This is a genomic window from Roseibium sp., from assembly GCF_965229775.1.
Classification (GTDB): Bacteria; Pseudomonadota; Alphaproteobacteria; order Rhizobiales; family Stappiaceae; genus Roseibium.
This window is the reverse complement of record NZ_OZ245929.1, coordinates 5,718,913-5,733,967: the sequence shown is the minus strand read 5'-3', so window position 1 is coordinate 5,733,967 and position 15,055 is coordinate 5,718,913. Positions and strand designations below refer to the sequence as shown.

The following is a 15,055-nucleotide window of genomic DNA, read 5'->3' as shown; positions in this document are numbered from 1 at the left end:
ACCGGGCCTATCCTAGAGATCGCGCGGCTTGACGAATCGTTCCAGGTGTCCGGTGCCCGACCCAAGCTCGGACCAGTCCGTGATGTCGAAATCGATGACGGCGAGTGCGGCGGTCGGATACTTTTCCTCAAGATCGGCGAGGGCTTCGGGTGCGCTTGTGCCGACGAGATCCAGCGCGGTGTCCTCCGTTGCCGGATTGTGGCCGATCACCATCAGGGTCTGTGCCCTGTGGCCGTGCTTGCGAATGATCGCGCCATATCCGTCTTCGCTCTTCCAGTAGAGATCTGAAATGAGTTCGATATGGGCTTCCTGCGGCGCATGGGGAAGCAGGCGGGCCAGCGTCTCACGGGTTCTTTGAGCCGTGGAACACAGGATGACGCTCGGCTGCAGTTTCTGGTCGCGCAGGTAGCGCGCCATCGTGACGGCCGCCGCCTTGCCCCGTGCGTTCAGCGGCCGGTCAATATCGGGGAGCTCCGCGTCTCCCCAGTCGGACTTGGCGTGTCGTAGCAAAAGCAAGCGCATAACAGAGTTCCAGTTGGTTCTCTGTCTCAATAAATGACTTGAGGGCGATTGTGCAAATGCCGTCTTCAGTTTTGCTGTGCAAGCACTTCGGTAAAGGCCGTCACCGCGGGTCCGACCTCATCCTGCTGCGTGGGAAGCGTGTAGGACAGCCAGAGCGTGAAATCGGCGTCCGCTCCGGCAAAGTGCCAGAGCGTTTCACACAGGCTGGTGGGTGTCCAGCTTCTCGTCCTGAAGGAAATCCCGGTGGATGCGGCACCGCTCAGCTGCACTTCTTCGAACCCGGCGGCCTTGTAGTTTCTTGAAAAGCTGATCGCCTCGCGGCGTCCTGTGTCCTGGACGTGCTGGCGCAGGACTGCAGTCATGCCGTCTTTGCCGGTGTATATGCACCCGGCCAGACTGGTCGCCCCGCCTTCCAGAACCTTGATCCGGAAAAAGGGGCCGATCTGGTCGGGACAGCGCAGTCCCATAAAGTGGCGCAAGCCGCCGACGTCGCTTTGCCAGCCCGCTTCCTTCTCCGGGGGCACCTGGGCGTGCGCCGGGGCAACCACGGCGCTTGCCGCGGATTGCAGTGCGATGCAGCTCCACAAGAGCAGTCTGGCAATACGCTGTCTCAACGAGCCCTCCGGGGCTTCAGGTGCGCTCCCTGCGGGACATGAAGGCAAGCCGCTCAAACAGATGGACATCCTGTTCGTTCTTCAAAAGGGCACCATGCAAAGGAGGTATCAGTTTGCTGCCATCTTGTTGACGAAGGGTTTCCGGATCGATGTCTTCGTTCAGGAGAAGCTTGATCCAGTCGATCAGTTCCGAGGTCGACGGCTTTTTCTTCAGCCCTGGAACGTCCCTGACATCGAAAAACAGCCGCAAGGCTTCCGACAGGAGCCGCTTCTTGATGCCGGGGAAGTGAACCTCGACGATTTCCGCCATCGTGTCGGCGTCCGGAAACTTGATGAAGTGGAAGAAGCAGCGGCGCAGGAAGGCGTCCGGCAGATCCTTTTCGTTGTTCGACGTGATGATCACGACCGGCCGCTGTCTTGCCTGGACGGACTGACCCGTTTCGTAGACGTGAAACTCCATGCGGTCGAGTTCGAGCAGAAGGTCGTTCGGGAATTCGATGTCCGCCTTGTCGATCTCGTCGATCAGGAGCACCGGCCTTTCAGCCGCTTCAAAGGCCTCCCAGAGCTTGCCCTTGCGGATATAGTTGTTGATGTCCTTGACCCGCTCATCGCCGAGCTGGCTGTCGCGCAGACGCGACACGGCATCATATTCGTAGAGCCCCTGCTGCGCCTTGGTGGTGGATTTCACGTGCCACTCGATCAGCCGGGCTCCGAGGGCCGCTGCCACCTGTTCGGCAAGCACGGTCTTGCCCGTGCCGGGCTCTCCCTTCACCAGGAGGGGCCGCTCAAGAGCCACGGCCGCGTTGACCGCGACACGAAGGTCCTCCGTTGCAATGTAATCGTCTGTTCCTTCAAAGCGCATTTTGCCGTCCGTTGTTCAACTCCTGGCCGGAAACTGGCAGGCCCGGCCGCAGGAAGCAAGCCCGCAAAAAGGGCACAGTCGGCAGCGTCCGGGCGGGACAGTCTTGCCCAGCTGGCCGGAAGATTTTGCCCGGCAAGAGTGGGCCAGGCAAAAGGTTCAGGTGAGGAAATGATTCCGAAAAATGAAATAAGTATCTGAAAAAATTATAGAAATCAGTTCTTCGGGTGAACTGGCACGGCCTTTGCGGACATGGTCTGATCATGGGCGTGAGCCCATTCGCGCAATGCCCGATCTATAAAGAGGACGCATCATGGGTATTTATGGGGCTATCAACTCAGCTGTCTCCGGTTTGACGGCGCAGGCGATCGCGCTGGAGAATATCTCCGGTAACGTCGCCAATTCGCAGACCACCGGCTACAAACGACTCGATACAACTTTCTCCGATCTGGTCTCGGGAGGCGGAGCGACCCAGGGCTCGCAGGTTGCGGGCACGACGTATGCAACATCGCGGGCGACGAACACGATCCAGGGCGATATCACCCAGGTGGATGTCGACACCTATATGGCGATCAACGGCGAGGGCTATTTCGTCGTGACGCAGGCAGCCGATGTGGTTGACGGATCAACGACGTTCGCCGACGAAACCTTTTACACCCGCGCAGGTGACTTCGAGCGCGATCAGGACGGCTACCTGGTCAACAGCGCCGGATACTACCTGCAGGGCTTTCCGCTTGATGCGGTGACAGGCAACCCGGTGGGCGACGATCCAACCGTGATCCAGATCGACAACCAGCCCCTTGCCGCGTCCGCGACGACGCAGGTCGACTACCAGGCGAACCTGCCGCGTATTCCGAACACGAACGACTATGACGGTTCCACGGCGTCCACGGCACTGCTCGCTTCGTCCGTGGGTGCCGGTGACGTGGCGGTGGCCAACGAGACCGATTTCCTGAACAGCTCCATTTCCGGCGGCTCGATCACGATCTATAACCAGAACGGCACCGCGATGAATGTCGAGGTCCGCTACGCCAAGACGGCAAATGCCGCGGCCGGGCCTCCTGCGGTGAATGATACCTGGACGATGTATATCGGCTCCGGCGGAGATGCGACCACCGCCTATTACGATGTCGGCGACGTCGAATTCGACAGCACCGGTACGCTGACCAACATGACCGCTGGTTCGATCGGGACGGTCAACGGAACGAGCGACGGATTTGACATCGCGACGCTGACCATCGCCGGGACCGATGCGACAGGTGTCGGCATTTCCTTTGCCAATGCCGGGCTGACCCAGTTCTCGCTGACCCAGTATTCCGACCCGGATGGGGCCGCAAGTTCCGTTTCCCTGGATCAGGATGGCTATCCGGCCGGCGAGTTGACGGGTGTTGCCGTCGATGAATCGGGCCGGGTGATTGCAAGCTACTCGAACAGCCAGCAGCGTGCCGTCTTCGAGATCCCGCTTGCGACATTCGAGGCCGAACAGAACCTGAAACGGGTCGATGGGGCCGCCTTTGCCGCGACGACATCTTCCGGTGAAGCGGATCTGACAGGCGGCGGGCAGATCCTCGCCAACAACCTCGAACTTTCCAATGCGGATATCGCGGACGAGTTTTCGAAGCTGATCATCACCCAGCAGGCCTATTCGGCGAATTCGCGGATCGTGACCTCCGCGGATGAGATGCTGGACGATGCCCTGAACATGGTCCGGTAATGAGTTCGCCGCCAGCAGGTCCTGACCTGCTGGCGGTTCCGGCGCAGTAGCGTCCGTCAAAGGAGAACCCGCCATGGGTCTTTCAAGCGCCCTGAACACCGCGGTCTTCGGCATCACCTACAATCAGCGCCAGCTGGATGTGACCGCAAACAACATCGCAAATGCGGACACCGTCGGTTATTCGAAGAAGACTATCTCGGCGAAAGCGTATTTCGACGGGCAGGGCAATGTTGCCGGGCTTACCGCCACCGAGATCACCAGGATCATCGATGAGAAGATCCAGGCGGACTATTTCGGTTCGCTGGCCGATACCAACTACGCAAAGCAGATTTCCAGCTATACCGGCCGCCTCGACGAAATTTTCGGAACGATCGGCGACAATGCCGGACTTTCAACGCTGGTCGGAAACCTTTCCTCCGCGTTGTCGTCGCTGATGAACGACCCGAGCAACTACACTGCGCAGCAGGAGGTGATCGCCGCTTCAGAGGCTTTTGCCCGCGAGCTGAACAGCGCGTACGAGCGGATAGGCGATCTGCGGCAGGAAGCCGATGATTCCCTGTCGCTCCAGACCCAGACCGTCAACAACCTGCTGACAAGCATCGAAGACATCGACTCGGCGATCCGCGACGCGACCCAGTCCAACGTGTCGACGGCAGACATGGAAGACGAACGGGACCGGCTGATCGAGCAATTGTCCGGGTATCTCGACGTCGAGGTTGCGGACGGTGCCAACAACACACTGTTCATCCAGACCGCAGACGGTCAGCAACTCTACTCCGACGGCCAGGCCTCCACACTGAGCTTCGTCACGACACATTCACTGCAGCCCGGTGTCGCCGGTCAAACGGTTCTGGCAACCACGCCGGGCGGTTCAACCTACGACGTGATCGCCGCGTCGAACTCGGGCGCAATGATTGCGACCGCCGAACTGCGGGACGAAATCCTGGTGGAGGCCCAGAGGCAGCTCGATACGATCGCAGCCGAGATTTCGCTGGCGTTTTCGAACGTGCCGGTTGAAAGCACTGCTGTCACGGTCGGACCCGACGACGGGTTTGATCTCGATGTTTCGGGACTGCAGCCTGGAAACACGATCACCCTGGAATACACCGATACCGGCGGCGTCGCGCAGACCGTTACCCTTCTGGCGGTTTCGGATCCGAGCCTGCTGCCGCTCGACGACACGGCGACGGCAAATCCGAACGACACCGTGTTCGGGATCGACATCTCGAGCGGAACGCCGGCGACCTACATCACGAACATAACGGCTGCCCTTGCGGCAACAGGCCTTCAGGTCAGCAATGACGGGTCGGACAACCTGCGTGTTCTGGGCAACACGGGTGCGCCCACAAGCGTGCAGAGCCTTTCAGCGAGTGTCACGGTGTCAGCGGACAGCGACCAGGGGCTCGGACTTGCGATTTTTGTCGATCAGCGTGCAGGCACCGAATTGTTCACCGATGCGCTGGAATCCGGCGGGCAGCGGGTCGGATATGCAGCAGGCATCAGCGTCAATCCCGCTCTCATCGCCGACGGTTCGCTGCTGATCGACTACCAGACGACACCAACGGCCAACACGTCCAACGATCCGGCGCGGCCCGAGTTTCTGCTCAACGCCCTGAACTCCGGCGTCGTGTATTTCGATCCCGAGGCGGGTATCGGCAGCCCGGACTCCCCGTTTCAGGGAACCGTGATCAGCTACGTCAACAACACGATCGCTTTCCAGGGCAACCAGGCGGAAGACGCCAAGACCTTTGCCACGGCCAAGGAGACGCTGACGGTCAATCTCGCTGTCCGCTACGAAGAAAGCTATGCCGTTGATCTGGATACCGAACTTGCCTTCATGGTGCAGCTCGAAAACGCCTATGCGGCCAATGCCAGGGTCATGCAGACCGTCAAGGATCTCTTCGATGAGCTCCTGAATATCGTTTAAGGTGCGAAATGACTTTCTCGACGATCACAACGTCACGATCCTATCTCACGCAGCAACTCGGCGATCTGAGCAGCCTGCTGTCGGAGAAGACCACGCAGCTGGCCACCGGCAAGGTCGGGACCACCTACGGCGAGATCGGCGACAGCCGGCTGCTGGACATTCAGCTGACACAGAAGGTCAGTCTGATCGAGAGCTACCAGGAAACGATAACCATATCCAATCTGCACCTGGAGACGCTGTCCATGTCTCTTGAACGGCTGGAATCGCTGCGGCAGGATTCCAAGTCGGCTCTGGATTCCAACGACTTCATCCTTCAGGACGACGGCCAGACCCAGACACAGACGCGCGCCGAACTGCTGCTGACGGAAGCGCTCAACATCCTGAATACCGAGATTGCCGGGTACTACATTTTCGGTGGGACCGACGCGATTAGCGATCCCGTCGCTGCCCTGGATGCGATCATGAAGGGAGAGGGCGGGCGTGATGGCCTGGAGACCTATCTCAGCGAATACCAGCAGGCCAATCTCGGCGCGGCTGACAACGGCCGGCTGACGATTTCCCCGCTCACGACGAACTATGCGGGCATCGTGCCGACGGACTCGACGTTCACGATCGCGGAAGACGGTGCGCATGACTTCGGGTTCGATATTTCGAGCGTGACGTCGACGCTGACAAACGCGACGCTCACGGGGCCGCTCGGAGCGGATCCGGACAGTTTTGACGTCCAGTTCACGGGTCAGCCGAACCTCGGAGACAGCATCACGGTCGAACTCAGCCTTCCGCCAACGCACAGCGAAACGATCACGATTGAGCTCACCGCCGCTTCGACAAGCGAAGTGGAAGGAACGTTCGCGATCGGTGTGGATCTGGAGGATACAGCACAGAACCTTCTGACGGCACTCACGGATGAAATCGAGAACCACGCCCAGACGACGCTGCGCGCCGTATCCGACGAATGGGCATCGGACGAGTTCTTTGCCACGTTCTCCGGTGAAGAACCGTTGCGGGTCGACGGGCCTCCGTTCGACACTGCGACAGCGCTGACTTCAGGCGCATCGACGACCGTCGAATGGTACACCGGACGTAACACCGCGACGACGGATGCACGCGGCGACAAGAATGCGGTCATCGATTCCAGTCTGACGGTGAGCTACGGCGTCAGGGCGAACGAAACGCCCCTGAAGGAACTCGTGCAGTCTCTCGCGACCTTTGTGGCAGCCGACTTTTCCGGCGGTACGCAGACCGACGAAGAATACTACAACGAGCTGTCGGCCAATCTGCGCGGCATCCTGCAGCCGGTCGGCGTCGACCAGTCGGGTATTGTCGACATCGCAACCGACATTGCGATCACGCACAGGACGGTCTCGCTGACGAGCGAACGGCATGTGCAGATGAAGAGCACCTACGAGGGGACGATCGCCGAGATCGAGGGTATCGACCAGAACCAGGTCGCCGCCGAGATCCTTCAGCTCCAGAACAACATCGAAGTCTCCTACAGGGCGTCTTCGATCGTCTTCAACCTAAGTCTGTCCGACTACCTCTAGAGTCTATTTGAAGGGCAGGGCGAGGCCGCGCGTTCAGCCGCGCAACTCAAACAAAAAAAGCCGGGCAAATTGCTCCGGCTTTTTGCATTCGGATCTCGTTTCAGACCGTCATTCGGTGCTATCGGCGTTCTCGGCTCGCGCGCGCAAACCTTCCGCGATTGCCCGATTGATGCTGATGAGCGTGTTGATTTTCTGGGGGTCGTCCGTCGTGATGACCGTGATGGTCTGCTTGAAGACGAAGACGGCAAGGGACGCGATGTTGTTCTTGATATCCTGCGGCAACTGGCTTTCGTCGCTGGTTGCCGAGGTTACAAGTATGCTCCAGAGCTTGCGATTATAGACCAGTGCATCGTCTTTCTCGGCAAGCGAGGACTCTTCCCATTCATCCTTGATCAGCTGCAGCCGAGCTGCGGCTTTCATCAGCAGATTCGCTTCCAGCTCCCTCGGTGACACCGCCGCCTGGCTCGTTTTCTGGTAAGCTTGCGCTGCCTGTTTGTACATGACCGATCAGCGTCCCTTCATACTCGATAAGCTTGCGTGCTTCTTTAAGTGCTTTATAGAAGGCGCCGGTTAGGATGGCGTTACTAATTCTAGTAACGTAGGGAATCGTACTCGGCGCCGCCTTCACAATGTCGTTTACGAGAGTGAAGTAATTCTCCTGAATTCGCTCCAGATCCGTGGACAAATACATGAGCTGAACGGCCAGGTAGACGCGTTTCGCAGGCGTGTCCGCCGTGGCGGGCGTGAGAATGTCCTTTTCTCGCAGAATGGGGGCCTGGCCTTCGATAAACAGACGGGTCCGCTGATTGTCATTTGTGATGACACTGTCACCAATGATAATCCTTTCGCCCGGTTTTAGCTCGACCTTGAGCGCCATTCCGTGACCTCCACGCTTGAGTATCGCCGTCAAACACTAACAAATTGGTTAACGTGCCTTGCCGATACCTTAATGCTTTTCATCCCGGCTGTTAACCGAACAGGCTCAAGACGCTCTGGTCCGCCTGGTTTGCAAGCGACAATGCGGTTGACGACAGCTGCTGGCGCGTCTGCAGCGCAAGCATGTTCGCCCCTTCCTCATTCATGTCCGCGATTGTCAGCTCACCCGCGCCGACTTCAAGTGTGTTGATGAGCTGCTGTGTGAAATCGGTTCTGATTTCCACCGTGGAGAGCGAGGTACCCATCGACCTTGCCGCCGTCCTGAGTTCGTCGAGGGCCGCGTTGATCGCCTGAAGCGTTCGGTCAATATCCGTATCGGACTTGAACTCGGATGCGGCTGCCGACAAGCCGACAGTGCCTGATGTGCTGCCGAGGGTCGTCCGGTTAAAATCCGAGTTACTGCTTGTTATGTCGAAGGAAACTTCGCCGATCAGGCTGATGCTGCCGCCCGAGAACGACGCATCGAGACCCTTCACATTGTCGATGAAACTGACCAGGTCGCTCACGGTCGTCTCGTCGTCGATTTCGATCGAGGCCGGTTCGAACCCGTTGCCGTCGGTGATGGTGATCGTGTCGCCGGCCTGGAAGCCGCCCGACGTGATCAGTGTCGCGGTCGAACTCAGGGAGGAGACCGTCAGAGTTGTCGTCGTTCCGCCGGTAGCACCACCGTCGGTCGCCGTGCCGCCACCCGCAGCGTTCTTTGAAATGTAGATCGGACCGGACGTGCCGCTCGTGATGTCGATCGAGTCGGTCGATTCGTCGAAGCTGGTGTGGACACCGTCAAGGCCGTTCAGGGCGTCCACATAGTCCTGAACGGTCGTGATGTCCGTTCCAACGGTTAGGGTCGTCGTTCCGGAGCTGTCGGTTATCGTAACCTGGTCACCGGCCGCCCAGTCGCCGAGGTCTGTCAGGTTCGAGGATGCCTGCAGCCCGGTGAGCGTGAGCGATCCCGTGCCGCCGAAGAGGTTGAACGAGGCTGTACCGGTGCCACCGGTGTTGAGATCGTCGAGGTTCAGGCCGTCATCGAGTGTGGTGTCCGTGAAGTCGACGGGTTCAACGGTCAGGTTGGACGTGCTGTCCTCGTTGAAGATGACTTCCAGTTCGTTGCCGGCACCGGCGAGAAGGTTCTTGCCCTTGTAGCTGGAGTCCCGTGCCATGTCCTCGATCTGCTCGAGTATGTCGTTGTACTGGCTGGCGAACTGCTTCCGCTCAAACTCGCTTGAGGTCTGAAGTGCCTGGTTGGCAATGGCTTTTGCCGATTCGACAAGTTTCGTGATCGACGTGATGCCTTTGTCCGCAGCCTTGATGGTCTGGACCGCCTGTCCCATGTTATCGAGGAGGTTCGCAAGATCGCTCGCCCTGTCGTTCAGAGACTGCGCTGTAAAGAATGAGTTCGGGTTGTCGAGCGCCGTGTTGACCTTTAGGCCCGTGGCAAGACGTGTCTGGGTGATTGATTGCAGATCTGCCGTTTGCTTGAGCGACAGAAGGTTGTCCCGGACCGCGCTTGATAGAACAATATCAGACATCAGACTTCACCGCTTTCCTAATTCGCTACCCGTCGCAAGTGCTTCTCAGAGACTGCTGAAGTTGAGCGAGCACGCGCGACGTAAATCTGAATGGAAAGTTAATCGGTCATGCACTGATTAACGCGCTGTAAATAATAGTTACCAAAAGCTTTCTTTTAAGTAGCTGAAAGATATGAGAAAAATCTGTAGAATTTAGACTGTGCCAGGAGCGCAAAACGATAACGGCGGGCTTTGAGCCCGCCGTTTCTGTTTGTCAGCTTGTGAGTCGTGCGTCTGACTGATTCTTCTAGACTTAGAAGAGGGATAGCACTGTCTGGTCTGCCTGAGAGGCGAAGGACAATGAGGTCGACGCCAGCTGCTGCCTTGTCTGAAGAGCCAGCAGGTTTGCACCTTCCTCGTTGGTATCGGCCAGGGTCAGAAGACCTGCACCTTCCTGCAATGTATTGATCATCGTCTTCGTGTAATCTTGACGAATTTCAACAACAGAGAGGTTGGTACCGAATTCGGACGCTTGCGATCGGAGGTTCGAGAGAGCCGTGTTTAATCGGTCGACAATCCTGTTGATGTCACTGTCCGTTGCAAATCCCGAGTCGGAGATCGCATCCAGCACAATCCCGTCCGTGTCCTGGGTAAAGCCCGTGGCATTGAAATCCGCGTTGTCACTTGTCAGCGTCAGGTCGGTTTCCGACGTGATCGTGATACGTCCGGACGATGTGCTGAAACTTGCATCGACACCATTGAAATCACTGATGAAGTTTTCAAGATCATCGACCGTGGTATCAGCCTCGATTTCCAGGGAGCCAAGCTCGAAGTCGTTGCCGTCCGTCAGTGTCAGCGTGTCGCCGACGGCGTAGGAGCCGGAGTCAACGAGGAGGGCGGACGTGGTGGCGAACGCCGTCGCGGCCACGGTCAAACCTGACAGACCGGCACCGATGGTGCCGTCGGCAACGTAGAAGTCTTCGTTGCTGTAGATGGTCAGCTCGCCGGTGCCGTTGTCAAACTCGGCACGCACTCCTGACAGGGCGTTCAAACCGTCCACCAGATCCTGAACGCTGGAAGCACCTGTTACAGCACCCAAAGAGGCCGGGGCTGTTCCTTCGTTGTTCACAAAGGTGAGTGTCGTGGTTGTCGACGCGACAGCCGTCGAGTCTCCAAGGACCGAGCTGCTGTTCAGAGCGGCGCCGCTGCCATCTGTAAGTGCCAGCGTCACCTTGCCGCCCTGAAGCTGCAGCGTGCTGGTGGACCCCTGGCCTTCGGCAAGATCGGACAGGTTCAGGCCGGTCGACAAGGCTGTGTCGGTGTAGTCGACGGACTCGATGGTCTGTTTCGACGTGGCGTCTTCGTTGAAGATGGTCGTCAGATCGTTGCCGACGCCGCCGAGCAGGTTCTTGCCCTTGTAGGAGCTGTCTTTCGCAACGTCTTCAATCTGTTCAAGAAGGTCGTTGTACTGAGCTGCAAAGGTCTTGCGCTCGTACTGGCTCTGGGTCTGCAGTGCCTGGTTGGCTTTCGCCTTTGCGGATTCGACCAGGTCGGTGATGGTCTGAATACCTTTGTCGGCTGCCTTGATCGTCTGCAGGGACTGTCCCATGTCGTCGAGCAGGTTGCTCAGATCACTTGCGCGGGAGTTGAGGCCCGATGCCGTGAAGAACGAATTCGGATTGTCGAGAGCCGAATTGACCTTGAGGCCAGTCGCCAGTTTGTTCTGGACGCCGGACATCAGGTCTGCGGTGGATTGAAGTGTGAGAAGGTTCTGCCGCACGGCAGCTGACAGGGTGATGTCCTGCATCTTAGATATCCCTTTCCTGGGTCAACTAACTACATCCGCTCTTCCTGAGCCGGTTGATTAGGATCATCTCCTGTTAACCCTAATCATTGGTTAATTGGATGGCATTATAGGGTTAACGAGGACTTAACGCCCTGAAAAGGAAAGAGAAATCGGCAGGAATCCGCTATTGCAGACCGTATTGCGAAAGGGCAGGGAGGCTTGTGCGGAAGAGACTTCAGCGCTGGTCGGGGCAGGAATCAAAAAAGGCGGGCCGGGGCCCGCCTTCCTGAGTCTTTGAAACGCTTGCTGGTTTAGAAGAGACGCAGCACGTTCTGGTCGGCCTGCGCTGCCAGGGACAGCGACGTGGATGCCAGAGACTGCTGGGTCTGCAGAGCCAGAAGGTTTGCACCTTCCTCGTTGGTATCCGCCAGGGTCAACTGGCCGGCGCCTTCCTCAAGCGTGTTGATCAGGGCGTTGGTGAAGTCCTGACGGTTTTCCACGATGGAAAGGTTGGTACCGAAGGTGGATGCCTGGGCACGCAGCGTGTCCTGCGCGCTTTTCAGGTTGCTGAGTGTGGATTCAATCGCCGTGTCCGTGGCAAAGCCCGAATCCGTGCCGTTGGTTGTCTCGTCCGGCAGAGTGCCGCTCGAGCTGGTTGTCAGCACAAACTCGGACGTGATCGTCAGCGCGTTTGAAGCGAACGAGGCGCTTACGCCGTCAATTCCGTCATAAAACGATTCCAGGTCGGCAACGGTCGTCGTGTCGTCAATCGTAAGCGAACCGACCTCCGTTCCGTTCGCATCCGTCAGCGTGAGCGTGTCGCCCGAAGCGAACTGCGTGGACGTCGTCAGGGTGGTCGTCGTGCTTGCGGCGGTGAACGACAGCGTTCCGGTTCCGTCCACGGCTGTTGCCAGGTCGGACAGGTTCAGGCCGGTCGACAAGGATGTGTCGGTGTAATCGACAGCAGAGATCGACAGCGAAGACGTGCCGTCTTCGTTGAAGGTCACGCTGAGATCGTTACCCGTGCCGCCAAGCAGGTTCTTGCCCTTATAGCCGGCGTCTTTCGCCAGATCCTCGATCTGGGTCAGCAGCTCATTATATTCAAGCGCGAACTGAGCGCGTTCCGTCTGGCTTGAGGTCTGCTGGGCCTGGTTGGCTTTCGCTTTTGCCGCGTCGACCAGATCGGAAATCGCCGAGATACCTTCGTCAGCGGCTTTCAGGGTCTGGACCGACTGCCCCATGTCGTCGAGCAGGGTGCTGAGATCGTTCGCACGGTTCTCGAGGCCCTTTGCAGTGAAGAACGAGTTCGGATTGTCGAGCGCCGAATTCACCTTCTTGCCCGTTGCAAGCTTTTCTTGAACGGAAGACATGAGCGCGGAGGTTGCCTGAAGTGCATTCAGGTTCGAGCGCACGGCGCTCGAAAGAGTAATGTCAGCCATTTTGTTTCCCTTCTAGGAATACGAGATACAGAACCCTTCCTGGGTTCGAGGCTCATCAAACGGCCGAATTTGAAAACAAGCTCTAAAGAAAACTGGTTAGCGCGGTTTAACCTTAACGCTTTGTAACTAAAGGTAAGTTGTCTTTCGTGCCTCAGAAACGGGATGCGGCGGGACTTTGCCCGCCGCATCTATGGTTGAAGCCGGACCCGAGGTCCGAGATTTCGCCCTTCTTAGAAGAGACGCAGCACGTTCTGGTCGGCCTGGGCTGCCAGGGACAGCGAGGTCGATGCGAGGGTCTGCTGGGTCTGCAGAGCCAGCAGGTTTGCGCCTTCCTCGTTGGTGTCGGCCAGCGTCAGTTTGCCAGCACCTTCTTCCAGCGTGTTGATCAGGGCCTTGGTGAAGTCCTGACGGTTTTCCACGATGGAAAGGTTGGTACCGAATGTGGACGCCTGGGCACGAAGCGTATCCTGCGCACTCTTCAGCGAGCTGAGTGTGGACTCGATTGCCGTGTCCGTGGCAAAGCCCGAATCCGTGCCGTTGGTCGTCTCGTCCGGCAGAGTACCGCTCGAGCTGGTTGTCAGCACATATTCGGACGTGATCGTCAGCGCGTTTGAAGCGAACGAGGCGCTCACGCCGTCAAGACCGTCGTAAACGGCTTCCAGATCAGCGACAGTGGTGTTGTCGTCGATGGTGATCGACGCAACTTCCGAGCCGTTGGCATCCGTCAGCGTGAGCGTGTCGCCCGAAGCGAACTGTGTGGACGTCGTCAGGGTGGTCGTCGTGCTCGCGGCGGTGAACGACAGCGTTCCGGTTCCGTCCACGGCCGTTGCCAGATCCGACAGGTTCAGGCCGGTCGACAGGGATGTGTCGGTGTAATCGACCGCGGAGATCGACAGCGAAGACGTGCCGTCTTCGTTGAAGACAACGCTGAGATCGTTACCCGTTCCGCCAAGCAGGTTCTTGCCACCGTAGCCCGCATCCTTGGCAAGATCTTCAATCTGACCGAGGAGTTCGTTGTATTCCGTCGCGAACTGAGCGCGCTCGGTCTGGCTTGAGGTCTGAAGCGCCTGATTGGCTTTCGCCTTTGCGGCATCGACAAGATCGGAGATCGAGGAGATGCCCTTGTCAGCGGCTTTCAGGCCCTGGATCGACTGACCCATGTCGTCGAGCAGGGTGCTGAGATCGCTTGCACGGTTTTCAAGACCCTGAGCCGTGAAGAAAGAATTCGGGTTGTCCAGCGCCGAGTTCACTTTCTTGCCTGTGGAGAGTCTTTCCTGAACCGCGCTCATGAGGCTTGAAGTTGCCTGAAGAGAGTTCAGGTTCGTGCGCACTGCACTGGAGAGTGTAATTCCAGCCATTACAGAGTTCCTTCTGCTGTTGAATACCATTCTTCCTGAATGGCAGCTGAACTCTGACGTTCGATATTGTATTAAATGATAATTTATTTGGTTAGTGAGATTTAACCTAAAGTATTCGTGAATGAATATCGTAAATTTATTTGGTTAAATGGTTAATGGAGTAATTTGTAATATTTTAACTTTGAATTTTAACCTTGAAATCAACGTGTGCAATCCGCCGCATCGCTTTGAAAACGATGACGGAATCAGGCTGTCGCGCCGAAGAGGAGAGGGCAGCGTGCTGCCGCCACATGCCAAACGGGCATGTTGACGGTCAGGCTTTCGAATGAAGATCGGGTAGGGTGCGCCGGATCAAACGGTCCGCTGCAGATTGGATGCGGCTGCCGTGGCGGTCTGGGTCTCGATCGTTTCGGCGTATGCGCGCAGCCTGCGGAGCGTTTCACTCGGCACCTGGCGAACCACTTCACCCGTATCGGTGTTGGTGGCCTGGTAGATGACGCTGTTGCTTTCCGGATCGACGACGTTGCGGCGGTCCAGTTGCGGGGTCACGCTCTCAAACAGTGATTTGCCGTCGCGGCTGTTCTGAGCCGAGCGCTGGCTTTCGCTTGAATCGGTGGCAGGTCCGACGGTTTCCCGCGCGGGCAACTCCGTCCTGGCGGCCGGCTCGTTCTTTTCCGGAGCCCGTGTTACCGGCGTGATCGCCGTATAGGTCGGCGATGGCGGCCGGGCAATTCCCGTGTCCAACATCTTTCCCTCCGGGGTACTCAAAACAAACACCCGTACAAACTCCAACTTAACGTAAGGAAATGAATCTTCTGTTAACGAAATGATTAGGAATTGCCGGATTGCCG

Annotated in this window: 13 protein-coding genes; 3 read left to right on the top strand and 10 right to left on the bottom strand. The window is 57.9% G+C overall.

All coding sequences use genetic code 11. From position 1 onward, the window contains the following. Nucleotides 1–12: 12 nt before the first annotated feature. From ACO07N_RS26165 to ACO07N_RS26155, 3 genes are all read right to left on the bottom strand, one after another. Nucleotides 13–522: a SixA phosphatase family protein gene (locus ACO07N_RS26165; RefSeq protein WP_421983807.1), complete on the bottom strand. Its 510-nt coding sequence runs from the start codon at nt 520–522 to the stop codon at nt 13–15. A 65-nt stretch (nt 523–587) separates the two neighbouring features. Continuing rightward, on the bottom strand, nt 588–1,136 hold the full coding sequence (locus tag ACO07N_RS26160) for a hypothetical protein (protein ID WP_421983806.1): 549 nt from the start codon (nt 1,134–1,136) through the stop codon (nt 588–590). Between the two features lie 16 nt (nt 1,137–1,152). After that, the gene (locus ACO07N_RS26155; protein WP_421983805.1) at nt 1,153–1,998 is read right to left on the bottom strand and encodes an AAA family ATPase; all 846 of its coding nucleotides are present in this window, start codon (nt 1,996–1,998) and stop codon (nt 1,153–1,155) included. 310 nt (nt 1,999–2,308) lie between these two features. Between ACO07N_RS26155 and ACO07N_RS26150 the strand changes: the two genes are divergently transcribed. From ACO07N_RS26150 to ACO07N_RS26140, 3 genes are all read left to right on the top strand, one after another. Continuing rightward, entirely contained in the window at nt 2,309–3,709 is a 1,401-nt protein-coding gene (locus ACO07N_RS26150; protein WP_421983804.1) for a flagellar hook protein FlgE, read from the top strand. A gap of 73 nt (nt 3,710–3,782) precedes the next feature. Continuing rightward, nucleotides 3,783–5,636 (top strand): flagellar hook-associated protein FlgK, encoded by a 1,854-nt coding sequence (gene flgK / locus ACO07N_RS26145; protein WP_421983803.1) that lies wholly within the window; start codon nt 3,783–3,785, stop codon nt 5,634–5,636. A gap of 8 nt (nt 5,637–5,644) precedes the next feature. Then, complete coding sequence (locus ACO07N_RS26140; RefSeq protein ID WP_421983802.1) at nt 5,645–7,180, top strand: flagellar protein; 1,536 nt, start codon at nt 5,645–5,647, stop codon at nt 7,178–7,180. A gap of 108 nt (nt 7,181–7,288) precedes the next feature. Here the strand turns inward: ACO07N_RS26140 and flaF are convergent, their stop codons facing one another. From flaF to ACO07N_RS26105, 7 genes are all read right to left on the bottom strand, one after another. Beyond that, on the bottom strand, nt 7,289–7,681 hold the full coding sequence (gene flaF, locus ACO07N_RS26135; protein ID WP_421983801.1) for a flagellar biosynthesis regulator FlaF: 393 nt from the start codon (nt 7,679–7,681) through the stop codon (nt 7,289–7,291). Continuing rightward, nucleotides 7,563–8,057: a flagellar biosynthesis repressor FlbT gene (gene flbT / locus ACO07N_RS26130; RefSeq protein ID WP_421983800.1), complete on the bottom strand. Its 495-nt coding sequence runs from the start codon at nt 8,055–8,057 to the stop codon at nt 7,563–7,565. The genes flaF and flbT overlap by 119 nt, the downstream gene beginning before the upstream one ends. Before the next feature lie 91 nt (nt 8,058–8,148). Beyond that, nucleotides 8,149–9,642 (bottom strand): flagellin, encoded by a 1,494-nt coding sequence (locus ACO07N_RS26125; RefSeq protein ID WP_421983799.1) that lies wholly within the window; start codon nt 9,640–9,642, stop codon nt 8,149–8,151. 292 nt (nt 9,643–9,934) lie between these two features. Then, on the bottom strand, nt 9,935–11,428 hold the full coding sequence (locus ACO07N_RS26120) for a flagellin (protein WP_421983798.1): 1,494 nt from the start codon (nt 11,426–11,428) through the stop codon (nt 9,935–9,937). Nucleotides 11,429–11,718: 290 nt separating this feature from the next. After that, nucleotides 11,719–12,846: a flagellin gene (locus tag ACO07N_RS26115; RefSeq protein WP_421983797.1), complete on the bottom strand. Its 1,128-nt coding sequence runs from the start codon at nt 12,844–12,846 to the stop codon at nt 11,719–11,721. 230 nt (nt 12,847–13,076) lie between these two features. Further along, nucleotides 13,077–14,204 (bottom strand): flagellin, encoded by a 1,128-nt coding sequence (locus ACO07N_RS26110; protein WP_421983796.1) that lies wholly within the window; start codon nt 14,202–14,204, stop codon nt 13,077–13,079. Between the two features lie 351 nt (nt 14,205–14,555). Further along, on the bottom strand, nt 14,556–14,951 hold the full coding sequence (locus ACO07N_RS26105) for a hypothetical protein (RefSeq protein ID WP_421983795.1): 396 nt from the start codon (nt 14,949–14,951) through the stop codon (nt 14,556–14,558). Between the last annotated feature and the right edge of the window lie 104 nt (nt 14,952–15,055).